Here is a 25,234-nt window from a genome sequence, read left to right as displayed (position 1 = left end):
GGTCCGCGATGCGAGTGGCCCATTCGGCCCATCCAACGGCACCCTTGCGAAGCATCGGCCACGTCCAGCACCTGACGCGCCCTCAGCAGCGGGCCGCGGCCGTGAGACTGCGCGGGCCGTGAAGTGCCCGGTCGCCGGCCCTCGTGACCCGCCGCTCCCTGACCCCGCAGAAGTAGCTGACCTGGTTGTTCATACGGCTCAACGCCCCTTGTATGACGCGTCGTTGATCGGTTCCACGGGGGATGGCGGGACCAGGCCCAAGGGGGACGAGCGATGAGTGGGCGCGCATTCGGGCAATTTCCGGCCGATGTTCGGCAGCGGGCTCTGCTGCTTCTCGGTGAGCAGGCGACGGGATCGATCGACGAGGCTCGCCGAGGCCCTGCTCGCCTTCGGGGAGGGTGATGACGCTGCTGGTGCTGGCGAAACGGTGACGAGACCGCCGTACGCTTCGTCCGCTTCGCTGCGGACAGGGGCATCGAAACCGTCCTGGCCGCCGACTTCGACCGTCTCGCCGTCACCGTCACGGTGTCCCGCGATCTGATCTCCCGCAGCACGATCCTCGTCGACGGCCGCCCCCCGACCGGCATCTTCTGCAGGGGCAGGCTCGACTCCTCGCCCCCTTCGGCGCCGACCGCGCGGTTCGCGGCCAGTGAGCAGCAAGCCGCCCTCTGGGGCCGCGTTGGCCCTGTGGCCCGGCCCGGTGAGCAACCGGCACGACTTGGCGGAGTGGCCGGATGCCGTCCCCGTACCCCGGCGAGGCGCTGAGCGAAGCGGAAAACGCTTGTTCATCTGCTAGTGCCGAGTAGGGTCCTGAGAGGCCGCGTGCCATTCGCGCGGTCGGCTGCGCTTCGTTGGCTGCGCGTCATGCGACCCGCCGCGGCGGATCGCTTTCGCCGTGGCCACCGGAGGGGCGATCACCTGTGCTCACGTTCTACGTACTACTCGGACTGCTCGTCGGCGGGGCCGTGTTCCTCATCGTCACGCTCCTGCGGCACGGTAAGAGCCGCACCGAGAACGCCGAGGGCCTGCTCATCGAACAGGCGAGCCGCCTACAGGCACGGAGAGACCGCGTCTCCTTCGGCACGTTCGCGACCCACAACGCCCCGCCGACCATGTCGGACCACTACCGCCACTGACGCGGAGGCCCGAGACCGGATCGGGCGCACTCCGGTGCGTCCGATCCGGGAGCCGCCCTTCAGGCCGGGCCGGGCGGCGGACCCCGACGAGCGATTCGAGGACCTCCCAGGCAAGGCTTCGGGCCAGCTCCACCTCGTAGGCGTTGTGGCGCAGGGGACCGCGTCGGCCGACTCGGCGTCCACCGCCCGCTCGATCGTCTCGGCGGTCGGGGCCGTGTCGAGCAGCACGGCCTCCGTCCGCCGGGCCCGCCACGGCCGGTGGGCGAGTCCGCCGAAGGCGGGGGCGCCTCGCGCTCTACCCCGCGCTCCAGGTGCACCATCGCGGCGACCGAGGCCAGCGCGAAGGTGTAGCGAGCAAGGAAGTTCAGCTGCCAGGCAAGGACACCTGCGCACGGCTGCCCGGCTTGGCGCCACCGCTGTCCGGCCTGCTGGAACGACGAGGACGGTCGTGCCTATCCGGCGGCCGTGGAGCATCAGCCCTTGCTGGGGCCGAAGGGGGGGGAGCCGTCCGCCTTGCCCCTGCTATCCCAATGGCCAGTGTGACCTTCAGCGATAGCTGGCCAGAAGCGGCGGCAAGGCCGCTGGTGACCGACCTGGGCTCAAAGACAGTTGGCCATTTCGCTCAGAGATAGTTGGCCGCCACTGCGGCCTCGGCCTCGTCACGGAGCTGTATGGAGGCGTGCTATTTGAGGTGGGGCCCGGTGCGCCCGCACCGCTCCGACTTCAGGCAGCCGCGAAAGACTCGACTTCATCGGCGGCGCGCGCCTCCCGCGTTCGGGACACGGCGAGCACGAGTGCCTGAACGACGGCTCCAGACAGCCCCAGCCACAATGCGAACCGATAGCTGACCTGATCCGCGAGCAACCCACCCACCGGCGCCCCGACCGCTACCATCCCCCAGTTGAACGAGCGGATCGTGGCGTTCATGCGCCCCCGTAGCCGGTCGGGTGTCACTGCCTGGCGATAGCTCATCTCCACCGGGCTTTCGATCGAGATCGCCAAGGACACCACGAAGAAGGCGAGTGATACCGAGAGCAGCCCCCACGGTCCACGCTCGGCCAGGACCAGCGGCAGCCAGCCGATGGCGGCAAGGAGGCGGAACGCGATCAAGGTGGCACCGACGTCCAGTCTTCGCGCCACCCGGCCCGAGAGTGCGCCACCCAGGACCCCACCGAGCCCCGCGCAGGCGTAGGTCACTCCCAGGCCGAAGTCCCCGATCTTCAGCTCCCGCAGGGCATAGACCACGAAGACCGTACTCACGACGCTGTTGAAGAGAAGCATCGCGTGCGAGGTCAGCGCGATGGACGCCAGCGTCCGATGGCGGTAGACCCAGGCCACCCCCTCACGCAGCTCGCTGCCAAGACTGCGCCGCGCGTCTCGGTCAGGAACAGGATCGTGAGCCCGTACCGACGTGAGCAGCAGGCCGGACAGCAGGTAGGACACGGCGTCCACCAGCACAGCAAGCGGCGCGCCGACGAACTTGATCAGCACGCCGGCAATCAGCGGACCCGTCGAACCCGCTACGTTGTTGGCCTGTTCCATGCGGGCGTATCCCGCGTTAAGGAGTTCCTTGGGCACCAGCCGTGGCACGTAGGACTGGTTGGCCGCCTCGAAGAACAGGCAGAGCACCCCGAAGGCGAAGACACACGCGCATAGGGCAGCGATGCTGAGCCGGTGCAATGCGTACAGCAAGGGGATCGCACCAAGCAGAGCGGCCCTGCCGAGATCCGTGGCCACCATCATCGGCTTGCGCCGGCAACGGTCCACAAGCACCCCTGCCACGAGACCGAAGAGCAGATAGGGAACCCAGCGGGCAGCGTTGACGAGGCCGACCTCTGTGGCAGATGCACTCAACGTGACGGCGGTGAGGATCTGCAGCGCGAGCCCTGTTATCTGTGAGCCGAAGGCTGAGACTGCGGAGGCGGTCCAAAAGCGTATGTACCCCGGGACGTCCACCAAGCGCGGCATGATCGGACTGTACCGGCGGAGCATCCCGGCCCCGCACCGGATCAGCAGGTGAGCCTGGACACGTTAGTTGGAACCGGTGGGATTCGGCGAGCTGGTGGTTTCTGGTCGGTGGGACACGCTGGTTGGCACCACGCGGTCACGCTTCTTGCGATCAACCGTGAGTTGTCAGTCCTCCTGGCCCCAGTTCCCCGAAGGTCCAAGGCCCTCGGTGCTGCGCCAAGTTCTGTCCGCGCCGCCAGCGGCGCCCAGCCGCACCCGGTGACGCTGGAGGTCGACCTCAGTGACCTCCACCGTGATCAGCTCGCCTTCATCGACAAGCTGATCCGGGGTCTCGACGGGCTCGTCAGTCAGCTCTGCGAGGTGAAGGAATCCCATGACGTGTGGGGCAAGTTCCACGAACACGCCAAAAGGAACGATCTTGGCGATCGGCCCAGTGAGAACCCGGCCGACCTGATCCGCAAACCCAATGGGGCGTTTTCCAGCCGCGACGGCTCTTGCCATGGAGCCCCGGGACGGCCCTGACCAGCCGCCCTGGATGCCGACGCGGGCTCGCCCGTTCCCCGGCGGCCCCGCAGCGGCCGAAGGCCCTGCCCGTGCCCAGGCCTGTCGGCGGCAGAGCATTGGGTCGCGGCGAGGATCAGGCAGAACGCACCTTTCACTTGACCTTCCGGGTCGAGGTCACCGGGAAGCTGTCCTGATCCGGCGTCGCCCACATGAGTGGAGCGGCGCATGGGCCGAGCAGGGCGGGAGAGCTATACGGAGCGACTCCCGCGGGACGCGGGAATCCCGGAATCCGGGGGAGTGGGGTATGCCTGGTGCCCGGGGGAGCGTCACCCAGACGGAAGAGTTCCGGCACGGCCTGCTGGCCGCCGCGGCCCGGGCCACCACCGTCGCCGAGCTTGCCACTGAGCTCTCCTGCCGGCTGGAGCGCTTCCTGCCGCACGACGGCTACACGTTGGCCGGCCTCGATCCGCTCACCGGCGTCGGCTGCCTCCACCACGACTTCCGGCCGTCCAAGGGGACCGGAAGTGAGCTGGCCCTCGCACTGAGCCTGCGGGGCAGGGTGTGGGGCGGCCTGGTCCTGCTGCGGGGGGACGACGGCCCGCCGTTCTCGGCGGCGGAGGCCCGGTGCGCCGAGCGGCTCGCGGGCCCGCTCGCTGCCGCCCTGCGGCAGTACGTGGCCGGGAAGCCGCTGCGCCCGGGCCGGCGCGGGCTGTTCCCCGGCGTGATCGTCATCGGCCCGGACGACACGATCAAGGGCATGTCGTCGACGGCGCGCACCTGGCTGCACGAGTTCCTCCCCGAGACCCCGCCGGCGAAGGACGACGAACTGCCCCATCTGCTCTGGGGCATCACGTCCTTCACCCGGCGCACCCGCGCCACCGCGCTCAGCAGGATCCCGACCCACGGGGGGTGGGTCGCGGTGCATGCGCAATTGCTCGACGGCAAGGAGGGGGAGGAGGGGGACATCGTCATCACCTTCCAGTCCGCCCCGGCCTCCCAGCTCCTACCGGCGATCTTCGTCTGGTACGGGTTCACACCGCGCGAGCAGGCCATCGTCGAGTGCCTCATGGGAGGCCTCGCGACCAAGCGCATCGCCCGGCTCCTCGGCATGTCCCCGCACACGGTCTCCGGCCATCTGCGCTCGGTCTACCGCAAGACGGGCACGGGCGGCCGCGAGGAACTCATCGCCGGGCTGCGGCAGTAGCACACGTCGGCGCGCCGGGCAGGACCGTGCTCTCGCGGAGATCCTGCCCCGAGTGCCGACCGCCGGTTCTCTCGTGCCCGGTACTTCAGTCCAGCGCCCGCCGTTCCAGCAGCGCGCGGTCGAGCCGACGGGTCACGTCGTCCACCAGTCCGAGCGCCGTGAGCCGTTCCTCGATGTACTCCTGCACGGGCAGCACCACCCCGCACACGGACAGGCCGGTCGCGGGGTCCCGCCACCGCTGCTCCGGCGTGGACTCCGCGGCGAAGAAGCCCGAACAGGAGCCGTGGAAGCGGCAGCCGGTGCAGGTTTCGCGGACCCGCTGCCGCGATTGGCGCAGCGCCTCGGCGAAGGAGGCGGAGCGGCGCGTCGAGGACAGTGACTGGGTGAAGATGTTGCCGTGGCACAGCGCCGGATCGTAGGCGTCGCCGTTGGAGTACACCGAACCGTCCGTGTCGATGACGAGGATGGTCTCCGAGAGCTCCTTGTCGTAGTAACGGCGGTTGTCCGCGCCCGACAGGGCGTGGACAACCTGAGCCGCATAGCCTTCGATGGGCTCGACGTTGATGAAGCTGTCCGAGATCAGCCAGCGGTCTGTGAGCGTCTTGAACGCGTCGACGATCTCCTCCGCCGCGAGTTCGTGCACCGCCTGCTGTCCCGGGTAGCCCGTCCGGTAGATCGGCAGGAGCCGAAAGCCCAGGTCCATGTCCTCGAAGAAGCGGTGGATCTCCGCGACATGGGGGGCCGTGGAGCGGGAGAGCACGGTGATGCACCCGAAGTTCAGACCCTCGTCCATGAGGCGCTGCATATGGGCGAGGACCCGCGGCTGCGCCTGACGGCCGGCGACGTTCACCCGCTGGCCGCCCACGAGGTCCACCGAGACGCCCACGTCGTCGAAGACGTCCTTCATGAGGGTGAGGTCCTCGTCGGTGAGCCGATAGAGGTTGGTCTGGACGGAGTTGCCGTACGGAATGGAGGCGGGCTCCAGGAACTCCTCCTGGGCCCGTTTGACCTCGCGGTAGAAGTCCGGGGGCATCAGCAGGGGCTCGCCGCCGTGCCACACGAAGTCCGCCGTTCTGCCCGGCTGGTCGGACAGCCACTCGCCGACGTGCCGGATCATGTTTCTGACCTGCGCCACCGTCATCGCGGTCCGGTCACCGAGGGACGGGAACTCGTAGCAGTAGCGACAGCGCAGATTGCAGAACTTCGAGACCTTGACGACGAGTTGGAGGTAGGGCGGCGCCGGCTCAGGCGCCCCCGCCCCTACTTCTCCCCGCTCCGGGGAGACGTCGACGCTCATGCGGGCTCGGCGCCGAGCGCCAGCCTCAGCCGCAGATACGCCTCGCTGACACTCAGCCGGCTCGGTGCCGGTGCCGATTCCTGGCCGCCGCGGCGGGAGACGAGTCCCGAGCGGCGCGGCCCCTTGTCTCCGAACCGCTCGTGCCAGGGGCCGCCGCCGCGTGGGCTCTCGACCCAGAAGTCCGGGTAGTCGGGCCACATGCGTACCGGGGGCCGCAGCTCGTCGACGATCGCCTGCCGCTCCAGCCGTTCCGGCCGCTGCCCGGCCTCCTCGGCGGCCTCCGGCGCCACAGGCTGCCCCGCACGGTGGAGCGCGAGGAGGCGCAGATAGGCGCTCCGGGAGGGGCTGTTCGGCTGGTGCGATCCCGGTTCCCTGATGTCCCGCTTCGATTCAGCCATGTCGGCCGTTCCTCGCTTCCTCGGTCCAGTGGTGCCTCCGCCCGGACTGCCGGGCCTCTCCACTCGTACGCAACTCAGGTAAGGCGGTGCGAAAGCACGCGCCAACCCCCCAATATTCGGGGGGTGTCGAGGGCGTGGGCGCCCCGTAAGACTGGTCGCCGGGTTCACAGCGAATTCACAGCGACCAGCCCCGGACCGGCGCTGGTTCGGGCTCGGCCTGGGACAGGAGACGGCATGATGCTTGCCTCGACAACGGCGGCCGCGGTCAAGAATGTGCAGGTGGTGACCGTGCCGCCCGACGCCGCGGGGGTGACGGACGGCGGCCTGCTGCCGCCGGCGGGATCCGTGGTGATCTATGTGGGCGACGTTTCGGCGCCCGAGTGGCAACAGCTGCGCGCGGCGGCCCTCGACGGCGACTGGAAGGCCGTCCGGGACACCCCCATTCCCCAACGCCCCAAAAATGGTGCCGAGTTGGTAGCCGCGTCGATCCCCTTCGACTTGGTCTGCGCGGGGCATGTGATGGTGCGCGACCTGGCCCTGCCGCAAGGAGTCCCGTTCAGGACGCTCACCTTCCCCTACACCGGCGGCCCCATCCGGGACACCGACTTCGGGATCGTCGAGCACACCGGCCGTGGCGCCCCCGCGGTCCGCGCCACCTACCTGCTGATGCGCCGGGCGCCCCACCTGACGCGTCTGGAGCGGCAGTTGCTCGACGGCATGGACCCCGAGCAGCGCCACGTCCACATGGGGAGGCCCCAGCCGTGTCAGACCCTGACCGCGATGGACGCCCTGACCGACGGCATCGGGCGGGCGGCGCAGGAAGCGGTCCGCGAGAAGCACGCGCGTGGGGGATACGCCCGGGACGAGAGCACGACGACGCTCTCGGAGAGCGAGATCACGGAGATCGCGGGCGAGCCGGGCGGGCCCGCGGCCTCGGTGGCAGATCTGCTCACCACGCGCCGGCGCCACTTCTCCTACTAGCGGACCGCCCCGTGGTCTCCCTCCTGGTAGCCGTCGTGCTGGCGGCGTGGCTGCTGCTGACCGTGGTGGCGGCGCTGCCCCGGATCGGCAAAACGGCCCGGCGGCACGTCCCCGACTGGTTCGCGCCGCTCCTGCCCGCCTGGACGTTCTTCGCGCCCAATCCGGCGACGAAGGACAAGGTGCTGATGTACCGGGACATCCTCGCCAATGACACCGTCGGCCCGCTGCGTCTCGTCCTGCCGGAAGGAGGGGCGAGGGGCAGGCCCGGCAAGGCGCTGTTCGACGCGGCGTCACAGTTGCTGCGGCGGGCGGCCGCGGGCTGGGAGGAGGAGCCCGACGCCCGGATCAGGGACGCCCGGTTGATGATCAGCACGCCGTATCTGCTCCTCCTCAACAGAGCGGCCACCGCGCCGCACGACGCCACCGCCGTCAGCTTCGAGTTCGTCGTCGCGCACGCGAGCCGGCGCGACGAGGAACCCGAGGTGGTCTTCGTGTCCGCCGTGCACCGCCTCAAAGGCGCGGCGGACGGCGCGGTGGCACCCTGCGAGCCGAGCCCGAGCGCTGCGCGGGAGGGGACTCCATGCTGAACGAGACCGAGACGGCTCGCGCGATCCTGGCCGTGTGCGGCGCGGGTCTCGCGGTGTCGGCCGGCCGCGACCTGCGGCAGCGCCACGAGTTCGGCGAGGGCGGCGCTCTGGCGTGGGCGGTGGTCGGCGCCTACCCGCACCGCTGCCCCTCGGCGGTGCGCGCGCTCTTCGTGCGGGACCGCTACTGGGCGGTGCTCGCGGTGCAGTGCACCGCCGGACTCGCAGCCCCGGTCGTGGCCCCGCTGTCCGCACCCGGCTCGGCAGTACTGGCCTGCGTCCTGCTGACCACCCTGCTCCTCGGCCTGCACCGCAACGACTACGGCACCGACGGAGCGGACCAGATGGCGGCCCTAGCCCTGCTCACCGCCGCCGCCACCCTGACCGTCGGCGGCACGGTGGGCCGGCTCTTCCTGGCCTTCCTCACCGGCCAGCTGGTCCTGAGCTATCTCATCGCCGGGGTGGCCAAACTGGTCTCGCCGAGCTGGCGCGACGGCTCCTGCCTCGCCCAGATCCTCTCCACCGACTCCTACGGCTCGCCCACGATCGCCGCGTTCCTGCGGTCCCACCCCCTGGTGGGCGCCCTCATGGCATGGGGCGTGATGCTGCTGGAGGTCACCTTCTGGCTGGCACTCGTCCTGCCGGGTCCCCCGCGCTGGGGGCTCCTCGCCGCGGGCGCGGCCCTGCACCTCGGCATCGCGTTCACCATGGGGCTCACCACGTTCGTCTTCGCCTTCATCGGGGCCTACCCGGCGTTGGTGTTCACCGCCGCCTCCGTCACCGGCTGACCCCGCATGCGCCGACCACGCCACGACCGCACGGCCACCGCGCCCGACCGGGACGCGCAGCGACCTCGGAGTCCGAACAGCTCCTGTCCGGTGGCCCCTTGCGCTACGACACTGGCTGGTCCCAGCACGAGGAGGCCTATCTGGCCCTGAACCTGCGCACCGTACTGAGACAGCTGCCCCGGCTCCTCGCCTTCGGATTCCGGCCGACGTGGCGTGCCGATCCCCGCGCCGCGCGCGGCCTCGTCGCCGCCAACCTGGGCCGGGGCCTCGCCCGGGCCGCGAGTCTCCTGGCCGTCAACCGCGTGCTGGCCGGGCCCGCTCTTCCTCGGCGAGGCCGCCCCACACGCCGCTTGCCTGACCCGAGTTCAGGGCATACGACAGGCACTGGCGGCTGACCGGACAGCGCCCGCAGACACGCTTGGCGGCCGCCACCTAGGTCAGCATCGGGCCGGCCCGGCCGACCGGGAAGAACAGCTCGGGGTCCTCGCCGACGCAGGCAGCTCCGCGCAACCAGGCGTGATCAAGCGGGGGCCTCTCCATGGGTGGCCGGGTGCCCCGGGGCATGCGGCGAAAACATGAGTGTCGGGCCACGTGGTGGTCGAGTTCCTGTTCCGGAGGCGTGGCTGAACGTTTCGGTTCGCGGGATGGGTGGAGTGGGGTGAAGCCCGGCCACCGGCTGGGCATACTGCTGATGTGCCCTTGAAGTGGCGTCGTCTGTAGTCGAGTTGGCTGTATGGAGGCGGTCGCGATGACGCTTCAAACGTCCGTCAGGCGGGGGTGCCTGATAGTGGAGATGCCCGCAGAAGTGGACATCGGCAATGCTGAACCGCTGCGCCAGGAGTTGCGTGACATCTGCCGCACCCTGCTGAGCCTCGTTTCGCGGGACGGGCTGTCCGCGGTGGTGGTGGACTGGGCGGCTGCTCCGTTCCTGACCATGGCCGGGGTCGCGGTGCTGGATGACTTCCGGCAACAAGCCGCCGAGTGTGGGGTTGCGGTGCGGGTGGTGGCCTCCCGCAGGTGGCCTCGTGCGGTTTTGCGCATTGTGGGTCTGGACGGGGTGCTGTCGGTCCATGACGCGGTGGAACAGGCTCTGGCCGGCGACGACACCGCGGGTCGGGGACGGGACCGGCCCGAGACGGGGCGGACGACGTCCTGACCTCCGAGCCGGACGGGAGGGTGCCGACATGGTCAATGGCCGGCGGCGGGGCCGGGATACTCCGTCGAGTCATTTGGGCGACCATCTGGGCCTGGTGGCCCAGTTCACCGAGCAGGCCCGGGCCGGGTTGGAGAATGACTCCGACACCGCGCGTATCTTCATGGCGATCTATTCCGGCTTCCTGGTGGAGGCCGGGGCGGGGATCCGCTGGCTGCTGGAGCCCTCCTTGATCGAGCAGGCGACCGTCGCTGTCCGGCGCGAGGCTCCGTCAGTCACCGGTGTAGAGCGCGATCTGGCCACCCGCCTTTTGGCGACCCTGTGGGCAGCGGGGGTGGTGGCCGGTGTCGGCCCCGGGGACTGGGTGCGCAGTGCTCCCGAGCTTCCCGCGATCTGCCTGCGCATAGCCGCGCAGGTCGGAGGCGGTGTGGAGGAACAGCATCGAGCCGACTGAGGTCACGAGGAGCTCAGAGGAGCTCAGTGGGGCCGACTTCACCCCGAGCGTGGCGACTGCGCCTTGTTGGAGCGCCCCTCGCGGGTGCGGCTGAGGTACCCGCCGGGTTCGAGGTCGGAAATGATGTTCTGAACGGACCGTTCGGTGAGTCGGCAGCGGGGGCCGTGCCGGTCCGCGTGCGGCCGGTATGGAGCAGGCCGTCGAGATGGACGCTCTCGTGGTGGACCAGCCGTGCGACTCTCAGTTCGTAGACGGTCGTCACGGGATCGCCGTCGAGCGGAGAAGCTCAGGCATCCTCGACGTGCTCATCCGCGGTGGCCGAGCTGTGGGCGGCACGCGGGGAATACCTGGACCGTACTTTTCGCGTACCGGCGCGATGTGGTCGGTGCGCGAGCGCGCGTGTTGTTGCGCCGGTACATGGACGGTGTCCGTGGGGGCGGCGTCGTCTGGTCGGTGCCGGGAGAGACCGGAGGTCCGGTCACGTTGTGAAGCCTCTTGGACCTCGGTTGCTCCAGGGGGTGCGCTGGTGTTTCAGGAGGGTTTGGGTCGTTCACGCTTCGTGTGCAACCTGTCTGTACGTGTGGGGAGTTGGGGAGCATGCTGAGTGTGCGGGCCCGACCGCGCACGGCTCCCCCTTTCTGAGTGCAGCCGGGCCGTCTCGACCATGCGGTGCCGCCCGAGGCGGGAGTCCGGGCGGCACCGCGTGGGAGCCCCACGCCGGGACGGGTTCCCACGAGCTCTCGTCTGACACCTGCGCAGCGGGCAGATAACCCGCGGGGCAGGACGTGTCCGTCAGCATGCGGCGCATCGCCATCCTGGGGACCTGTTCGCCTGGCTAGGGCGTTCACTAGCGGCCCCACCGAGGCGACTTCAACTGGCCCCATTTGGTGTGGAATCGGCGATGATCTGGCGTCGCTAAGTGGTCGGCTCCGGAAGTCCTTCGGGGGTTGACCCCGGTCTTCAGGAGCTGCACCCGGGCAAAACAGATGCCGCGGGCTGCACGGCAACGTAATGTGTGATCCCGAGTGCTGTCTATTACTTGGCCGTTGGTGCGGCCGCAGCTTCGGGAGGGCTTGATGGTTGCGGACATAGTCAGGACTTGGGTGGCGGGCTGGGCCGTGTCCCGGCGGACGCCCCCGCCTGTCGCGAAGCCGTGGGGGTTCTATATCGAAGTGGCCGGCAACGCCGACGAAGTGGGACGCCATGTCCTGCCCGAGGCCGAGGAGTCGTTGGTCCGCAGCGCCGCGGCCTCGGTGTCCGTGCCGCGGACTTGGATGAAGATGCCCGCGGAGCCGGAGGAGATCGAGTCCTGGCTGTCCCCGGGGTGGGTGGTGGCCTGGGAGGAGACCGGCCATCTGATGGCCGTTGACCTGATGGCCACGGACCCGGTCGCGCCTGAGGGGTACACCGTGACCGTGGAGGCCATTGGGGCCGTCACCTACGCTCGGGTGCTGGACGCGGCGGGCGAGCAGGCGGCCCAGGGGCAGATGGCATCCCTCGGGGAAGCCGTGGTCGTGGACCGGGTGATGACCGAGAAGGCTCATCGGCGGCGCGGGCTGGGCAACTTCGTGATGCGTACGCTTGCCGACCACGCCCTGGAGGCAGGCGCGGTCCTCGGCGTTCTCGGCGCGACCGACGCCGGGCGCGCGCTGTACGAGACGCTGGGCTGGAAGAAGCACACGACGCTGGCGGAGTGCATCTACCGGCCCTGAAACAGGACAGGAGCATCGGCCGTCCCCGCGGCGGGCGGGGCAGGCTGTGGCTTGCCAGTGATCCACTTCAGCCGATCGGTTCGCCGCCATGCCCGTCCGCACTGCCTGCCCGATAGCCCTGAGCGCCGCCGACCGCATGCGGTTGAAGAAGATGGCCTACGGCCACAAGACCGAGCACCGGCTGCGGGTGCGTGCGCAGGTGGTGCTGCACGCCGCGCGCGGACGCTCCAACGCGCGCATCGCCCGGGAGACGGGGCTGCACCTGGACACCGTGCGCCGCTGGCGTGGCCGGTTTGCTCAGGCGGGCCTGCCCGGGCTCAAAAACCGTCAACGCTGCGGCCGTCCCGCCTCGTTCACACCGCTGCAGGCCACCGAGGTCAAGGCGCTGGCCTGCCGGCTGCCCGCCGAGACCGGAGTGCCGCTCTCACGCTGGTCGTGCCCGGAACTGGCCCGCGAGGCCATCACCCGCCAGATCGTCACCGCAGTGTCGCCCTCCACCGTGCGACGCTGGCTGGCCGAGGACGCGCTCAAGCCCTGGCAGCACCGCTCCTGGATCTTCATCACCGACTCCGGCTTCCGCACCAAGGCCACCCGGGTGCTGGACCTGTACGCCCGCACCTGGCAGGGCCAACCCCTCGGCGAGGACGAGTACGTCATCAGCGCCGACGAGAAGACCTCCATCCAGGCCCGCTGCCGCTGCCACCCCACCCTCGCTCCCGGCAAGGCCCGCGCCATGCGGGTCAACCACACCTACGGACGCGGCGGCGCCTTGGCCTACCTGGTCGCCTACGACGTCCACCAGGCCAAGGTATTCGGCCGCACCGAGGCTCGGACCGGTATCGACCCGTTCATGGCCCTGGCCGCCCAGGTCATGAGCCAGGAACCGTACGCCAGCGCCAAGCGCGTCTTCTGGATCGTCGACAACGGCTCCTCCCACCGCGGGAAGAAGGCCGCAGACCGGCTGACCGCCGGATTCCCGAACGTGGTCATGGTCCACACCCCAGTGCACTCCTCCTGGTTGAACCAGGTGGAGATCTTCTTCTCCGTCGTGCAGCGCAAGGTCGTCTCGCCCAACTACTTCCCCGACCTCACCGAGGTCGGGGACCGGCTCCGAACCTTCGAGGACCGCTACAACGCCACGGCACAGCCGTTCCCGTGGAAGGTCACCGCCTCCGACCTGGACGATCTGCTGGCCAGACTCGACCGGCACACCACCGGTCACCAGGAAGAATCCTCCGTCGCGCCGGGAGCGTGATCAACCCCCGAAGGATTTACGGAGCTGACCACTAAGCGGCCCCGGGGGGCGACCTGCAGTGGGACCGTTTCAGGGGCTAGTGATGATGCGTCCGAGGCCCTCGGGTTGGATAGGAACCACTGCGACTCAGGGGGCTGATCATGTTCGGTGCACTGGCGATAGCCATGCTGCTCACAATGCTGGTGCTGGCGGTTGCCTGGGCCAGCATCGGCGTGCATGGACTGCTTCTCGGCCGGATGCCAGGAAGATGGCTCCAACGAAGGGTCCGTCACCCTCGCCTGTGGGGTGCAGGCGCCCTCTTCATGGTGGCCAGCTGGAGTGCCGGCTCGCCGTCACTTCTCGTCATCGGTATCGGTCTCGTGGCCCTGGGCCACATTGCGAAGCTGACGCCGTGACCCCAAGGTGCGCGGGCCCGGCATCAGTTGTCGGGCTCAAGGCTGCATACCGGGTTTCTCCTGTCGGGCCTTGGTGCGGGCGAAGCGGTAGGACTGCGTGCCAGTCTCGATGAGGGTGGCGTTGAAGGTGAGCCGGTCCACGATCGCCGCGCAAAGACGGGGGTCGGTAAAGGTCTTGCTCCAGCCCGTGAACGCCTCGTTCGAGGCGATGGCAATACTGTTCTTTTCCTCCCTTTCCGTCAGAACCTGGAAGAGCATCTCGGCTCCCCGGCGGTCCAGTTCGAGGTAGCCGAGCTCGTCGATTTCGAGCAGGTCGACGCGTCCGTAGCGGGCGATGGTCTTGCCGAGCTGTTTGTCGTCGGCGGCCTCGACCAGCTCGTTCACCAAGGCCGCGGCGGTGGTGTAGCGGACGCGGTAGCCGGCCATCGCGGCCGCGGTGCCCAGTGCGATCAGCAAGTGCGACTTTCCGGTGCCGGAGTCCCCGATCAGACAGAGCGGGTAGCCCTTGGCGATCCACTCGCAGCCGGCGAGGCCGTGGATGACCGCCGAAGTGACATTCGGGTTGGCGGTGTAGTCGAACTCCCGCAGAGACTTATCGCGGGGGAAGGGTGCGGCGCGGATGCGGCGTTCGGCCCTGCGACGGTCTCGGTCCTCGCACTCGGCCATCAAAAGCTCGGCGAGGAACCCGGCGTAGGAGAGTCCCTCGCGTTCGGCGCGCGCGATGGCGTCGGCGGCCTGGGCCCGCATGGTGGGCAGCCGCAGCATCCGGCAGGCGGTGTCGATCGCCGCGTCGGAGGCCTGGGCGGTCAGCGTGTGGTGGGCGGTGGTCATGGCGAATCCTTCCGGCGCAGGTGCAGCAGCTCGTCCCACTGCTCCAGGCGGGGCGGGGGTCGGCCGTCAGTAGGCAGCGGCTGGGCCAGGCGGCGCGAGGTGAGGTGGCTGACCTGCGGCGGCTCCGGTCCGGGCGGCTCTGGTGGGGCCGGAGAGGCTGGTGTCGCGGTGACGGTGGGGCCCCGGCCGGCCGCCTGGGCGGCCTTGCGGGCCTCCAGCGCGACGACATCCTCGCTGCAGGTGCCCAGCTCGACGGCGGCGCGAAGTCCCGCCAACACGTCGGCATGCTGTTGATGGCGGTGCAGCAGCAGAACCCTGACCAGGGCCGTCGTGCCCTCGCTGTCACCCAGCTGATGCTTGGCCATGGCCCAGAACGCTTCGTGCTCCCTGGCAGGCCGGGCTGCGCACCCTGCCCCTGCCCGCAGGACTGGCCCTGGGGGCAGGCGCGGCGGTGCCGCTCATGACCCGAAGCGGCCCACGGCTGCCGGTCGTTGCGGGCCTGGCCATCGTCGCCGCAGGCTTCCTTCTCCTGGCCCGCACCACACCGGACTCCGGCTACCCGCACCTGGTCGGATTCCCAGCTGTGGCCGGCGTCGGGGGCGGCCTGACCGCGGCCGCCGCCACCGAATCCGTCATGGCCGCCCTCCCACCCGAACAGGCCGGCCTCGGCTCGTCCATCAACGACGCCACCCGCCAGGTCGGCGCCGCCCTCGGGGTAGCCGTCCAGGGCTCCGTCCTCACCCAGACCTACACCGACCGCCTCCACAACACCCTCAACACGGTGCACGCTCCCGCCGCCTTGACGGCCGTCACGCACGGCATGGCACCGCCAGCACAGGCGCTGTCCGGTCGGCAAGCGGACCTCCTCCACGCCGCCACCGACGCCTTCTGTACAGGTATGTCACGAGCAGCCCTCGTCGCCGCACTGGTCGCGATGATCGGCGCAGTACTCGGATGGCAGCGGCTGCCCGTCCACACCACCCCCACCCGCCGCCCCTGGTGGCGCCGTCTGCGTAAACGTCTGCTCTCGCTCGCCGTCCGCTCGTACATGGCCCTCCTGATGACCCGGCCGACCCGGCCCGACGCATGGCGGGTGCCCAACCCCAGCGGCCGCTACGGCCCCGACGACGGACCTGCCCTCAACCTGCTGCTCCTGGGCGACTCGCTCGCCGTCGGCGTCGGTGTGACCGGCCGCGAGCACACCGTCGGCGCCCTGATCGCCACCCAACTCGCCCAGGACTCGACCAACCGATCCAACTCCAGGTGGCAGCCCGCGCCGGCGCCACCACCTGGTCCCTTAAGGCCCAGCAACGCCGCCTTCCTCACCCGCCCGGCACAGCCCTCATCATGATCGGCGCCAACGACGTCGTCCTTCCCCTCTCCCTGCCCAGGTCCGCCCGCAGGCTCGGCCGACACGTCGCCGACCTGCACGCCGTGGCTGGTCGGTCCTGGTGGGCACCTGCCCCGACTACCGGGCCGCCACCGGCCTGCCCCCCTGGACCCACCCAACCGCCATCCGCCGCTCCCAACGCCTGGCCCGGCTCCAGAACACCGCCGTGCAAAAGGCAGGCGGTCAAACCGTCCAGCTGCCGCTCGACGACCTCCTCGCCCGGCCCGCCGAACTCCTCAGCGACGACGGCTGCCACCCCTCAGCACAGGGCTACGCCCTCCAGGTCTCCCAAGCCCTGCCCGCCATCATCTCGACGTCGGCACGCAACGCCTCGGCCTGCCGGTAAGCACGGCCCGTGTCTCGGGCCCAGCCGTGCTGAGTACGGCCTTGCCCCCCGGCGCCGGCCCGGCCAGGTCGGCCGGTGCAGCTGACTCCGGTGCAGCCCCACCCGCTGTTTGACATTGGTGGCCCCCTCTATCCATGCTTTCACTACTCGATTAGTGAAAGCATGGAAGGTGACGTGATTGAGTACCGGATAGACCGTGGCGGCGGGGTGGCGGCCTATGTGCAGATCGTGCAGCAGACCGAGCAGGCGCTGCGGATGGGCACGTTGCGGGTGGGGGACAAGCTGCCCACTGCCAAGGAAGTGGTGGAGACCACTGCCATCAACCCGAACACGGTGTTCAAGGCGTACCGCGAGCTGGAGCGTGCGGGTCTGGTCGAGGCGCGTCGTGGTCTCGGCACCTATGTGCGGCGGTCGCTTGAGCGGCCGGGGGTGCAAGAGGACTCCCCGCTGCGCAGGGAGCTCGCCGCTTGGACGGCACGGGCGCGGGCGGCGGGACTGGAGCGGGCCGACATCCTCGCCCTGGTCACCGCCGCCCTTGAGGAACATGAGCAGATCCCGGGCGACCGGGAGCACATTCAGGAGGACATATGACCGGCGCGACCGCGCAGTGCGCGCTGCGTGCCACGGGGCTGGGACACCGGTTCCGCGCGCGGGGCGACTGGGCCCTGCGGGACTGTGAGATCACCGTGCCCAGAGGCCGCATTACCGCGCTCGTCGGACACAACGGCGCTGGCAAGAGCACGCTGTTGCACCTGGCGGGCGGGCTGCTGCGCCCGACCGCGGGGGAGGTCCGGGTTCTCGGCGCGGTGCCGGGCACGGCCGAGGCACGCGGCAAGGTCGCACTCCTCACCCAGGACAAGCCCCTCTACCCGCGCTTCACCGTGGCGGACACCCTGCGCATGGGCAGCAAGCTCAATGCCGCATGGCACCAGGGCGCCGCCGAGCGCGTCGTGGCCGAGGGGAACATCCCCCTCACTGCCCGCGTGGGTGAGCTGTCGCCGGGCCGTCGCACCCGCGTGGCCCTCGCCCTGGCGCTGGGCAAGCGCCCCGAACTGCTGCTGCTCGACGAGCCGTTGGCCGAACTCGACCCGCTGGTGCGCCGGCAGATCATGGCCACTTTGATGGCGGAGGTCGCCGAGCGCGAGGTGAGCATCGTCGTGTCCTCGCACGTCCTGCCCGAGCTGGAGCAGACCTGCGACTGGGTGGTGATGCTCCGGGACGGCCGCGTCGAACTGAGCGAGGACGCCGAGGAGTTGTGCGCTGCCCACAGCGTGGTGACCGGACACCGCGACGGGGCCGCATCCCTCAACGACCACACCGTGGTGCACGCCCGCACCAGCGGCAGGCAGCTCAGCGCTCTGATCCGCCGCCACGGCCAGGTCGACGCCGCCTGGCGCGTGAGACAGCCCAGCTTCGAGGACATCCTGCTCGGATACCTCCAAGCCGGCGACGAGGCCCGTGGGACCGCTTCCGGGAATGCCGAGGTGGCGGCGTGAACGGCTCGTTGTGGCTGGCGTGGCGCCAGCAGCGCACGCTCCTGGTGTGCGCCGGCTTCGTCCTGGCCGCTGCCGCTGTGATAGCGGTGTTCTCCCGTTCCGGGATGGTGTCCAGCCTGGAGAGCGGCCTGTTCGACCACTGCGAAACGGGCCCGCTGTACTGCTCCGGAGCCGACGGCATGCCTCTGAAGCTGGACGTCGGACCCCTTCAGGCGCTCGGCGTGCTCAACATCGCCCTGCCCGTCCTGATCGGCGTGTTCTGGGGCGCACCCCTGCTGGGCCGCGACCGCGAACTGGGCACCTCCCGCATGGTCCTGGCCCAGGGCATCAGCCGCGCCCAGTGGTTCGCCGGACGGTTCGCTCTGGCCGCCGCGGGCACCGTCGTGATCTCGGGGCTCCTCGCCCTGCTGTTCTCCTGGTGGTGGCAGCCGGCCGCCGACCGGAGCTACGGCGTCTTCTGGTACGAGACCGTCGCGCTGAGCGGCTCCGGACCGCGCACCCTCGCCGCCGCACTCTTCGGCCTGTCCGCCGGCACCCTGGCCGGTCTACTCGTGCGCCGGGTGCTGTCCGGCATGGCCCTGACACTGCTGGCCACCACCCTGCTGACCGCCCTCGTCGAATGGCTGCACCGGACACGCCTGCTCGTGCCGCCCCACACCTACATCAGCACCGGCTCACAACCCAAGCCCGATATGGGAGCGAAATGGTCGACGGGCCACTACGGCCTGCTCACCGCCTCCGGCCGACGCGAGGACGTCCTCAATTGCGCCTATCCCTCCGGCCCTGAACTGCGGCAGTGCATGGCCCAGCACGGCTACGTCGCCCGCTTCTACGACGCCAGCCCGGTAAGCGACTACTGGGCGTTCCAGTGGATCGACACCGCCCTCTTCGGCGGCCTCGCCGTCCTGCTCATCGTCGCCACGCTCCTGCTGCTGCGCCGCAGAATCTGACCCTCCGCTTCCTTCCTTCTCTTTTCAGCCCCATTCAGCCCCTGCGCCAGGAGGCCATGTCGCCATGCCCAAAGACGCAGGAGCTGAAGCTGAGCAACTCGCCCCCGCGGACGAGGAACGGCCGACGATGCCGACCTTGGCATTCCCCAGTTCCCTCTACAAGGCGGCCTTCTTCGACCGGCCGCCTGGCCACAGGAGTCTCCCCGTGTCCGTACGCACCCCAGCCGCCCGCATCCTGCCCCGGCTGGTCCAAGCCGTCAGACAGCGAACTTCCCGTGTGCCGGCCGGGGGCGGGCGTCTGGCCGCGGTCGACGGGCTGCGGATGCTCGCGGCAGCCGCCGTAGCCGCCTACCACTACCTGGGCACCCCGACCCCCCGCTTCTGGGGCGAGGCATACGACCTGCCGCAGGCAGCACCGCTCATCCATGCGGTGAGCGGCTACGGCTGGCTCGGCGTCGAGGCGTTCTTCCTGATCAGCGGCTTCGTCATCTGCATGAGCTGCTGGGACCGCACCTCCGCGCAGTTCGCCGTCTCCCGCATCGCCCGGCTCTTCCCGCTGTACTGGGCCGTCGTCCTGATCATCGTCGTCATGGGGACAGTCACCGTGCTCGCCGGACAGCGCTCGGGAGCGCCCACCGACCTGCGCACCACCCTCGGCAACCTGACCATGATCCCCAGCCCGCTCGGCCTGGACTTCACCGCGGGCGTCGCCTGGACACTGTGGGTGGAAGCCCGCTTCTACCTGCTCATGGGCGTACTGCTGCTGATCGGCCTGACCTACCGGCGTGCCATAGCCTTCGGCTTCCTCTGGCTCGTCCTGGCCTGCATCGGCCGCGAACTGCACTCCACCGTCCTGGACGAGTTCCTGCTCAGCCAGTACGCCGGACTCTTCGTGACCGGTATCGCGCTCTACCTGATGCACCGCTTCGGACCCAACCTGCTCCTGTGGCTCCTGGCCGGCTTCGCCTGGTGCTACACCCTGACCGTCCTGGACGACCGCGTCGCCACACACACCAACTCCAGCTGGCCCATCAGCGCCACCGTCCTCACCGCCTTCCTCGTCCTGCTCGCCCTGGCTGGCCCGGGCCCGCTGCGCCACCTGAAGTGGCGAGCCCTCGTCTATGCGGGCGCGCTCACCTACCCCTTCTACCTAGTCCACCAGAGCCTGGGCATACCCCTCACTCGCGGCATCCTCAAAACCCTCCCCAGCCTCGGCCTGCTGCCCTCCATCGCTCTCGGACTCCTCCTCTCCCTACTGCTGGCCGCCGCCTTGAACCGCCTGGTCGACCAGAAATTCGGCCCCCTGCTCCGCCGCCACCTCACCACCGCCCTCAACCCCAGCCCCAACCCCACCGACCCAGACCGGCCCACACCACCCGCCGCCCGTCGCCCGCTGGACGGGACGCGTCCGGGAGATCGCGTACGTCCGTGATTCCTTCCGGCACCTGGTTGCTGGCCCGCGCCGGTGGCCGAGGGAGCGCCCTGGTCCGAGGTGGCTGTCTGCGCAATAGCCGGTGCATGACGTACGAGCTGCCTGCCCGTGAACGCGGTCTGGCTTTCGGCCGGGACGCGGGTGCGTATGCCGTGCACCGGCCGTCGTATCCCGCGGCTGTTTTCGAGACGGTGGAGGAGTTCAGCGGGCTGCGGCTTGCCGGGCCGCGGTGGCCGACGTGGGCACCGGACAGGCATCGCCGCCCGCAGTCTGCAGGAGCGCGGGGCCCTGGTGGTGGGCGTGGAGCCGGGCGCCGGCATGGCGGCGCAGTTCCGGCGCGAGCTGCCCGGCGTCCCGCTGGTGCGCGGCGACGGTATCCGGCTGCCGCTGGCCGACGGCTCGCTCGACCTCGTCACCTACGCCCAGTCCTGGCACTGGACCGACCCCGCACGCGCCGTCCGCTCCGCGCTGCGGACCCTGTGCCCCGGGGGTGCCTCGCGTTGTGGTGGAGTGACCCGGACGCGACGTCGACCCTCATCCGCAATTCATATAGCGCAGGGGTGGCCCACGCCGATGCGCTGCGCCGGCTGGTGCTGGCCGGTGAGGGCGACCCGCACAGTCCGTGGACCCTGATGCGCGGGGCCCTGGATGGCTCTGGCCGCGTACCGGTGATGGAGGCGCGGGTCCACTGACGTTTACCAGCACGACGCCCCGGCACGACACCAGGCAGGGTCACGCTGTCTACGCGGGCGCCGGGGAGGGGGGTCGGGGGATTGTGCCGTAGCGGCGGGTGCGGTGTGCGTACTGTTCGATTGCTCGCCAGAGGTCGCGGCGGTCTGTTTCGGGCCAGAAAGTGTCGAGGAAGAGGAGTTCGGCGTAGGTGGCCTGCCAGGGCAGGAAGTTGGACGTGCGCTGGTCTCCGCCGGTTCGCAGGAGCAGGTCGACGTCGGGCAGGTCGGGGACGTGCAGGTAGCGGGCGAAGGCGTACTCAGAGATTGAGGCCGGGTCGACGTGTCCGGCCACAGCCTCGCGCGCGAGTTGCGCCGCGGCAGCGGTGATCTCGGAGCGGCCGCCGTAGTTCACGCAGGCCGTCAGGGTCAGTCCGGTGCAGTCGCTGGTTGCCCGTTCGGCTTCGAGGAGCGTGTCGATGACGTCGGCCGGCAGCCGGGAGCTTTGTCCGGACCAGCGTACGCGCACGTCCAGGGGCTGACTGCCGTCGTGCAGGCGGTTGAGGACCTGCGGGATCTCGTACATCAGCGATTGCAGTTCGGCGGCGGGTCGTTTCCAGTTCTCGGTGGAGAACCCGTACACGGTCAGGTACTTGAGGCCGATTTCCAGGGCTCCGTGGACGATGTCGATCAGGGCATCGGCGCCGGCGCGGTGGCCCTCGGTCCGTGGCAGGCCGCGGGCGGTGGCCCAGCGGCCGTTGCCGTCCATCACGATCGCGACGTGGCGCGGCATGGCCGGGGCAGGCACCTTCGGTGGGCGGGCGCCGGATGGGTGGGGCGTGGGTGCGGTGACCGGAGGGCGCTGCGCGGCACGTGCTTTCACCTCTGCGGCCAGGCCGCGGACCGGGTCGGACGGCGACGGCAGGGAGGCGGCAGCCGGGCCGGCCGTCAGGGTGAACGGATACAGGCTGCAGGCCAGTGCGGCGCGGGCGCGGGCGGGGGCCAGCAGCCGCATGCGGGCCGGACGGGGCAGTGCCGGCCTGTGGTGCAGCAGCGCGGCGGGGTGACGCGCCAGGCTGGTCAGACGGAGCCGGTACAGGTTGGTGTAGGTGCCGAGGGCGATACCGACGGCCGGGTGCAGCACAGGCGGAAGGAGGGTGCGGTCGAACCAGGCCCGGGCCCGGTCCGCCATGTCACGCACCAGGCGTTCGAAGGCCGGGGTACTGCGCCGGTCCAACAGGTCCGCGGGCCGCACGCCGGCTTCGTCCAGGGCCTCCTGGGGCAGCGGAACATGGCCGCGGTCGAGGTCCTCGGCGAGGTCGACGAGGGCGTCGGTGAGGTAGACGGCGTCGACCGCGGTCTGCCATGCCGCGGCCGCATCGGGCAGGGCGGCGCCGAGTGCTTCGGGTTCGGTAGACAGGCCCGCTGCCCGCAGCAGCAGCGAGACAGTGCGCAGCACGAACGGGGTGTTGACCAGGCTGTTGTAGCGCCGCCATTCCTGCCAGGTGGCGAAGTGCCGACCGTGGACGTCCTGGCGTAGTTCCTCGAACAGCGTGTGGAGGAATTCCGGCGGCAGGTTCCACGTCAGCATGGTGTCGAGCAGCGCGAGCCGGACCGGGTCGCTGCTGGTGCCCTCGCGCAAATCCGCGTCGAACGCCGCGATCCAGCCTTCCAGCCGCTCGGCCCGCCCCGCGCCGACGGCCTCACCGGTCTGCGTATCGGCCGTGTCGACCAGGTCGTCGACAGCCCGCAGCGCCCCGTACAGTGCCCAGACGGCGAGCCGCAGCGGCGCAGGCAGCAGCAGCGAGACGGCGTACTCGATCTCCCCGGTGGAGCGGATGCCGCGTCGGCACGTCTCGTACCCGCGGCGCAGGGCGGGATCATGAATGCCGCAACCGCGGTAGAGGGATCCCCGGCGGGCGGGCAGCACAGCGAAAGGGCTCATGTCACGCGTCCTTCTCGTCGTCGGCAGGCTGCTGCTGGATCCAGGCCACGGCCAGCGCGCTGCCCACAGCGGTGAGCAGGAAGCCGAGCAGTAGGCCACCGAGGTTGGCGGCGACCAGGCTGACCAGGGACAGGACCCCGGCCAGGACACCGGCGAAGTAGCGCAGGGGCGGAGTCCGCCAGACCGTCACCCCCGCCACGATGAACAACGCCCCCAAAGCCCAGGAGGCGGCCCCCGCAGTCCCGGTGAAGCGCAAGAACCCCAGGCCGCTCCATGAGACACCGATCAGCTCCAGGCCGCCCAGACCCAGCAACAGCCCCGCGGCGAACGGGCGGCTGGAGCGCCATTCCCGCCAGCCCCGCCGCCCATCGGTAACGGCCGCAATACTCACCGGCGCCCCTCCCGCTCGCAGCCGCCCGTGCCGCGCTGGAGGTCGACGGAGACTCCGCTGGCTGTGATCGTCCCGGCGGTGAACGCCCGTGGCTCGGTACGGACTTCCTCGCCGGTGACCTTGTCCGCGCCGATGCTGAACAGGCCCGTGGGCCCGGTGGGGGAGAGCTGCGGAGTGGTCAGCCTTGCACCGGAGACCGAGACGGACCGCGCGGATGCTGTGCCTGCCTGCACCGTCAGCCCGGTCGCGGAGGCCTGCTTGACACGGACGACCGCGGTCAATGATCCGATGACGGGCAGTTGAGCGGTGGACGTGACGCAGACGTTCTCCACACTGGCGTGCTCCATCTGCGTCGCCAGAGCCGGCAGCAGCCCGCTACGCCCGGACGCCGCCGGGGAGGCCGTCAGGCCGGAGCCCGAGACCCGCTCGGCGTGCACCGTGACCGGCACCTGGCCGGCGAAGGCCACCGAGACCGCGCCTGCCGCGCTTCCGGCCAGCAGGGTGGTGGCGCCGATGGACAACGGAGCAAGGGCCAGGGCGAAGCGCAGTTTGCTCGTGCGCCCTGCCCTCCCAGTCAGACATTCGATGTTATTGGTCACATCTTGTACCAACGACCGTCACGCGCCCAGGTACCGCCGCAAACCGATCCGATCACGACGACAGTCGCTTTCGGCCGGGTGGACAGACCAACCCGCCGTGAAGCATCGCCCTATGCGGAGACAGAGCCAAGGGCGAGCGGCCTGCAGAGCCTCAGCAGCGAAGGGCGGAACCGCTGGAGCAGCAAAGGCCGGGGACCAGCCCACGGCACGGGCGACGGGGCGTGATCGCGTGACGTACGGCGCCGCGCGAGCCGGCTGCCCGAAAGCCGTGGCCTCAGGGCACTCGCCGACGTCGTCCTCCGTGAGGCGGAAGACTTGCTGTCCATGCGGCTGGAAGGCACGGTGAACTGCGTCCAGAACCGCGCCCGCCTCATCCGCGCCCTCTACGAACGCCTGGACCGCCTGGACCGCCTGGAGACGGTGCCTCACATCCGGACCACTTTTTGAACTGAACCCGGCAGCCAGCGCTCAGTTCTGATCAGCTCCGTCCGTACCCTCAGCATTGTCGATTTTGGCTCAGGTCTTCGGCATCGTGACCGCCGGCTGCCCGTGGAGGTGGGTCGGGTGAGTTCAGCCAGTTTTGGCGGAGTGGAGATGACGGGTGTCACCGAGGCTGACGACTTGGCGGTTGTGGAAGAAGTCATCTTCGCGGAGCGTGGTGATGCTCCCGGCGGGGGCCCGGAAACTGGCATAGCCGGCCGACTCGATCGGCATCTTGATCCAGGACGCCACGACGAATGTCAGGGAGCCGCCGTGCGTCACGATGATCTGATGTTCGCAAGGGCTCTGCAGGATCTCGTCCGTTGCTGCGTAGATGCGCTGCGCCCACGCAGCCTTGGTCTCGGAGCCCTCCACGCCTTCGTCGTGGTCCATTCGCTCTCCGGCAGCGGGCGGTGGGACGAAGCGCCGGTCCAGCCACTCCTGCGGCTTGCCCTCCGCCTCACCGTAGGACTTCTCCCGCAGCCTGCGGTCCATCATCGGCTTCACGCCGAACAGTTCGGCCACTTTCTCGGCCGTCCGTAGGGTGCGCCGCAGATCCGAGGAGAACAGCTCCACCTGGGCGCCGTTGGGGACCTGGGCCCGCAACGTCTGGGCGATGGAGAGGGCCGCGCGGACGCCGGCGGGTGTCAACTTCGAGTCATGCCATCCGCCGACGACTCCCTCGACGTGGTGCGTCGCCTCCGGATGGGTGACGACGTAGAGAGTGCGCATCAGTGCGTGCCTTCCTGTAGGTGGCGTCCTGCCTGATTGCGGTCCGCAACTATGGAAGAGACGGCTCAGAACCCTCAAGCGGGTTCTTCGGCTCGGGCTCGGGTGCTGGCGAGGCGGTAGACACCTCACGGTGCCAAGCGGTCAA

At 69.9% G+C, this 25,234-nt stretch carries 29 protein-coding genes and 3 pseudogenes; 19 read left to right on the top strand and 13 right to left on the bottom strand.

Annotation, left to right across the window (positions count from 1 at the left end):
- Nucleotides 1-920: 920 nt before the first annotated feature.
- Nucleotides 921-1,136 carry a hypothetical protein gene (locus ACWC2B_RS18745; RefSeq protein ID WP_450717969.1) on the top strand — a complete coding sequence of 72 codons (216 nt, stop codon included), beginning with the start codon at nt 921-923 and terminating at the stop codon, nt 1,134-1,136.
- On the opposite strand, the gene ACWC2B_RS18740 is transcribed toward ACWC2B_RS18745, so the two are convergent.
- The 3 genes from ACWC2B_RS18740 to ACWC2B_RS18730 form a co-directional block, all read right to left on the bottom strand.
- Nucleotides 1,050-1,610 carry a hypothetical protein gene (locus ACWC2B_RS18740; protein ID WP_450717823.1) on the bottom strand — a complete coding sequence of 187 codons (561 nt, stop codon included), beginning with the start codon at nt 1,608-1,610 and terminating at the stop codon, nt 1,050-1,052. The two genes, ACWC2B_RS18745 and ACWC2B_RS18740, sit on opposite strands and share 87 nt — an antisense overlap.
- A gap of 249 nt (nt 1,611-1,859) precedes the next feature.
- The gene (locus ACWC2B_RS18735; RefSeq protein ID WP_450717821.1) at nt 1,860-3,104 is read right to left on the bottom strand and encodes an MFS transporter; all 1,245 of its coding nucleotides are present in this window, start codon (nt 3,102-3,104) and stop codon (nt 1,860-1,862) included.
- A gap of 165 nt (nt 3,105-3,269) precedes the next feature.
- Nucleotides 3,270-3,605: a S1 RNA-binding domain-containing protein gene (locus ACWC2B_RS18730; protein ID WP_450717819.1), complete on the bottom strand. Its 336-nt coding sequence runs from the start codon at nt 3,603-3,605 to the stop codon at nt 3,270-3,272.
- A gap of 307 nt (nt 3,606-3,912) precedes the next feature.
- On the opposite strand from ACWC2B_RS18730, the gene ACWC2B_RS18725 reads away from it, so the two are divergent.
- The gene (locus ACWC2B_RS18725) at nt 3,913-4,812 is read left to right on the top strand and encodes a LuxR C-terminal-related transcriptional regulator (protein ID WP_450717817.1); all 900 of its coding nucleotides are present in this window, start codon (nt 3,913-3,915) and stop codon (nt 4,810-4,812) included.
- An 85-nt stretch (nt 4,813-4,897) separates the two neighbouring features.
- Here ACWC2B_RS18725 and ACWC2B_RS18720 read toward each other — a convergent pair whose 3' ends face one another.
- Both ACWC2B_RS18720 and ACWC2B_RS18715 read right to left on the bottom strand, forming a co-directional pair.
- A complete protein-coding gene (locus ACWC2B_RS18720; RefSeq protein WP_450717815.1) occupies nt 4,898-6,109 on the bottom strand; it encodes a radical SAM protein in 1,212 nt (403 codons plus the stop codon).
- The gene (locus ACWC2B_RS18715) at nt 6,106-6,507 is read right to left on the bottom strand and encodes a hypothetical protein (protein WP_450717813.1); all 402 of its coding nucleotides are present in this window, start codon (nt 6,505-6,507) and stop codon (nt 6,106-6,108) included. The genes ACWC2B_RS18720 and ACWC2B_RS18715 overlap by 4 nt, the downstream gene beginning before the upstream one ends.
- 234 nt (nt 6,508-6,741) lie before the next feature.
- Between ACWC2B_RS18715 and ACWC2B_RS18710 the strand changes: the two genes are divergently transcribed.
- The 4 genes from ACWC2B_RS18710 to ACWC2B_RS18695 all read left to right on the top strand — a co-directional run bounded on the left by ACWC2B_RS18710 (nt 6,742) and on the right by ACWC2B_RS18695 (nt 9,255).
- Entirely contained in the window at nt 6,742-7,488 is a 747-nt protein-coding gene (locus ACWC2B_RS18710; protein ID WP_450717811.1) for a hypothetical protein, read from the top strand.
- Nucleotides 7,489-7,499: 11 nt separating this feature from the next.
- The gene (locus ACWC2B_RS18705; RefSeq protein WP_450717809.1) at nt 7,500-8,075 is read left to right on the top strand and encodes a hypothetical protein; all 576 of its coding nucleotides are present in this window, start codon (nt 7,500-7,502) and stop codon (nt 8,073-8,075) included.
- On the top strand, nt 8,069-8,860 hold the full coding sequence (locus ACWC2B_RS18700; protein WP_450717807.1) for a hypothetical protein: 792 nt from the start codon (nt 8,069-8,071) through the stop codon (nt 8,858-8,860). Before ACWC2B_RS18705 ends, ACWC2B_RS18700 begins: the two co-directional genes overlap by 7 nt.
- Nucleotides 8,861-8,958: 98 nt before the next feature.
- Nucleotides 8,959-9,255, top strand: a complete 297-nt coding sequence (locus ACWC2B_RS18695) for a hypothetical protein (protein ID WP_450717967.1) — start codon at nt 8,959-8,961, stop codon at nt 9,253-9,255.
- Here the strand turns inward: ACWC2B_RS18695 and ACWC2B_RS18690 are convergent.
- Nucleotides 9,155-9,400, bottom strand: a pseudogene (locus tag ACWC2B_RS18690) (WhiB family transcriptional regulator). The gene ACWC2B_RS18695 and the pseudogene ACWC2B_RS18690 overlap by 101 nt on opposite strands.
- A gap of 193 nt (nt 9,401-9,593) precedes the next feature.
- Between ACWC2B_RS18690 and ACWC2B_RS18685 the strand changes: the two are divergent.
- Both ACWC2B_RS18685 and ACWC2B_RS18680 read left to right on the top strand, forming a co-directional pair.
- Nucleotides 9,594-10,016 carry an STAS domain-containing protein gene (locus tag ACWC2B_RS18685; RefSeq protein ID WP_450717805.1) on the top strand — a complete coding sequence of 141 codons (423 nt, stop codon included), beginning with the start codon at nt 9,594-9,596 and terminating at the stop codon, nt 10,014-10,016.
- Nucleotides 10,017-10,110: 94 nt separating this feature from the next.
- A complete protein-coding gene (locus ACWC2B_RS18680; RefSeq protein ID WP_450717803.1) occupies nt 10,111-10,467 on the top strand; it encodes a hypothetical protein in 357 nt (118 codons plus the stop codon).
- 65 nt (nt 10,468-10,532) lie between these two features.
- On the opposite strand, the pseudogene ACWC2B_RS18675 reads toward ACWC2B_RS18680, so the two are convergent.
- Nucleotides 10,533-10,625: pseudogene (locus tag ACWC2B_RS18675) on the bottom strand (ArsR family transcriptional regulator); the annotation flags it as partial.
- A 918-nt stretch (nt 10,626-11,543) separates the two neighbouring features.
- On the opposite strand from ACWC2B_RS18675, the gene ACWC2B_RS18670 reads away from it, so the two are divergent.
- From ACWC2B_RS18670 to ACWC2B_RS18660, 3 genes are all read left to right on the top strand, one after another.
- Nucleotides 11,544-12,179 (top strand): GNAT family N-acetyltransferase, encoded by a 636-nt coding sequence (locus tag ACWC2B_RS18670; protein ID WP_450717801.1) that lies wholly within the window; start codon nt 11,544-11,546, stop codon nt 12,177-12,179.
- 88 nt (nt 12,180-12,267) lie between these two features.
- A complete protein-coding gene (locus ACWC2B_RS18665) occupies nt 12,268-13,434 on the top strand; it encodes an IS630 family transposase (RefSeq protein WP_450717799.1) in 1,167 nt (388 codons plus the stop codon).
- Nucleotides 13,435-13,574: 140 nt separating this feature from the next.
- Complete coding sequence (locus ACWC2B_RS18660; RefSeq protein WP_450717797.1) at nt 13,575-13,829, top strand: hypothetical protein; 255 nt, start codon at nt 13,575-13,577, stop codon at nt 13,827-13,829.
- 36 nt (nt 13,830-13,865) lie between these two features.
- Here ACWC2B_RS18660 and istB read toward each other — a convergent pair whose 3' ends face one another.
- Entirely contained in the window at nt 13,866-14,660 is a 795-nt protein-coding gene (istB, locus tag ACWC2B_RS18655; protein WP_450717795.1) for an IS21-like element helper ATPase IstB, read from the bottom strand.
- Nucleotides 14,657-15,025 carry a hypothetical protein gene (locus tag ACWC2B_RS18650; protein ID WP_450717793.1) on the bottom strand — a complete coding sequence of 123 codons (369 nt, stop codon included), beginning with the start codon at nt 15,023-15,025 and terminating at the stop codon, nt 14,657-14,659. Before ACWC2B_RS18650 ends, istB begins: the two co-directional genes overlap by 4 nt.
- A 35-nt stretch (nt 15,026-15,060) precedes the next feature.
- On the opposite strand from ACWC2B_RS18650, the gene ACWC2B_RS18645 reads away from it, so the two are divergent.
- The 7 genes from ACWC2B_RS18645 (at nt 15,061) to ACWC2B_RS18615 (ending at nt 20,907) form a co-directional block, all read left to right on the top strand.
- A complete protein-coding gene (locus tag ACWC2B_RS18645; RefSeq protein WP_450717957.1) occupies nt 15,061-16,011 on the top strand; it encodes an MFS transporter in 951 nt (316 codons plus the stop codon).
- 100 nt (nt 16,012-16,111) lie between these two features.
- Nucleotides 16,112-16,396, top strand: coding sequence for a hypothetical protein (locus tag ACWC2B_RS18640; protein WP_450717791.1), 285 nt, complete (start codon nt 16,112-16,114; stop codon nt 16,394-16,396).
- Between the two features lie 162 nt (nt 16,397-16,558).
- The gene (locus ACWC2B_RS18635) at nt 16,559-16,987 is read left to right on the top strand and encodes a GntR family transcriptional regulator (protein WP_450717789.1); all 429 of its coding nucleotides are present in this window, start codon (nt 16,559-16,561) and stop codon (nt 16,985-16,987) included.
- The gene (locus ACWC2B_RS18630; RefSeq protein WP_450717787.1) at nt 16,984-17,892 is read left to right on the top strand and encodes an ATP-binding cassette domain-containing protein; all 909 of its coding nucleotides are present in this window, start codon (nt 16,984-16,986) and stop codon (nt 17,890-17,892) included. The genes ACWC2B_RS18635 and ACWC2B_RS18630 overlap by 4 nt, the downstream gene beginning before the upstream one ends.
- Nucleotides 17,889-18,842 (top strand): transporter, encoded by a 954-nt coding sequence (locus ACWC2B_RS18625; protein ID WP_450717785.1) that lies wholly within the window; start codon nt 17,889-17,891, stop codon nt 18,840-18,842. Before ACWC2B_RS18630 ends, ACWC2B_RS18625 begins: the two co-directional genes overlap by 4 nt.
- A 205-nt stretch (nt 18,843-19,047) precedes the next feature.
- On the top strand, nt 19,048-20,274 hold the full coding sequence (locus ACWC2B_RS18620; protein ID WP_450717783.1) for an acyltransferase family protein: 1,227 nt from the start codon (nt 19,048-19,050) through the stop codon (nt 20,272-20,274).
- Between the two features lie 147 nt (nt 20,275-20,421).
- Nucleotides 20,422-20,907, top strand: coding sequence for a class I SAM-dependent methyltransferase (locus ACWC2B_RS18615; protein WP_450717955.1), 486 nt, complete (start codon nt 20,422-20,424; stop codon nt 20,905-20,907).
- A 108-nt stretch (nt 20,908-21,015) separates the two neighbouring features.
- Here ACWC2B_RS18615 and uppS read toward each other — a convergent pair whose 3' ends face one another.
- From uppS to ACWC2B_RS18600, 3 genes are read right to left on the bottom strand one after another with little or no spacing between them, the layout of a single operon-like run.
- Nucleotides 21,016-22,887 (bottom strand): polyprenyl diphosphate synthase, encoded by a 1,872-nt coding sequence (gene uppS, locus ACWC2B_RS18610; RefSeq protein ID WP_450717781.1) that lies wholly within the window; start codon nt 22,885-22,887, stop codon nt 21,016-21,018.
- A 1-nt stretch (nt 22,888) separates the two neighbouring features.
- The gene (locus tag ACWC2B_RS18605; RefSeq protein ID WP_450717779.1) at nt 22,889-23,278 is read right to left on the bottom strand and encodes a DUF6114 domain-containing protein; all 390 of its coding nucleotides are present in this window, start codon (nt 23,276-23,278) and stop codon (nt 22,889-22,891) included.
- Nucleotides 23,275-23,877 carry a DUF6230 family protein gene (locus tag ACWC2B_RS18600; RefSeq protein ID WP_450717777.1) on the bottom strand — a complete coding sequence of 201 codons (603 nt, stop codon included), beginning with the start codon at nt 23,875-23,877 and terminating at the stop codon, nt 23,275-23,277. Before ACWC2B_RS18600 ends, ACWC2B_RS18605 begins: the two co-directional genes overlap by 4 nt.
- A 231-nt stretch (nt 23,878-24,108) precedes the next feature.
- Between ACWC2B_RS18600 and ACWC2B_RS18595 the strand changes: the two are divergent.
- A pseudogene (locus ACWC2B_RS18595) lies at nt 24,109-24,324 on the top strand (hypothetical protein); the annotation flags it as partial.
- A gap of 123 nt (nt 24,325-24,447) precedes the next feature.
- Here the strand turns inward: ACWC2B_RS18595 and ACWC2B_RS18590 are convergent.
- A complete protein-coding gene (locus ACWC2B_RS18590) occupies nt 24,448-25,089 on the bottom strand; it encodes a histidine phosphatase family protein (RefSeq protein ID WP_450717775.1) in 642 nt (213 codons plus the stop codon).
- Nucleotides 25,090-25,234: the final 145 nt, after the last annotated feature.

It is taken from the genome of Streptomyces sp. NPDC001415, assembly GCF_053597395.1.
This window is presented reverse-complemented; position numbering and strand designations above follow the sequence as displayed.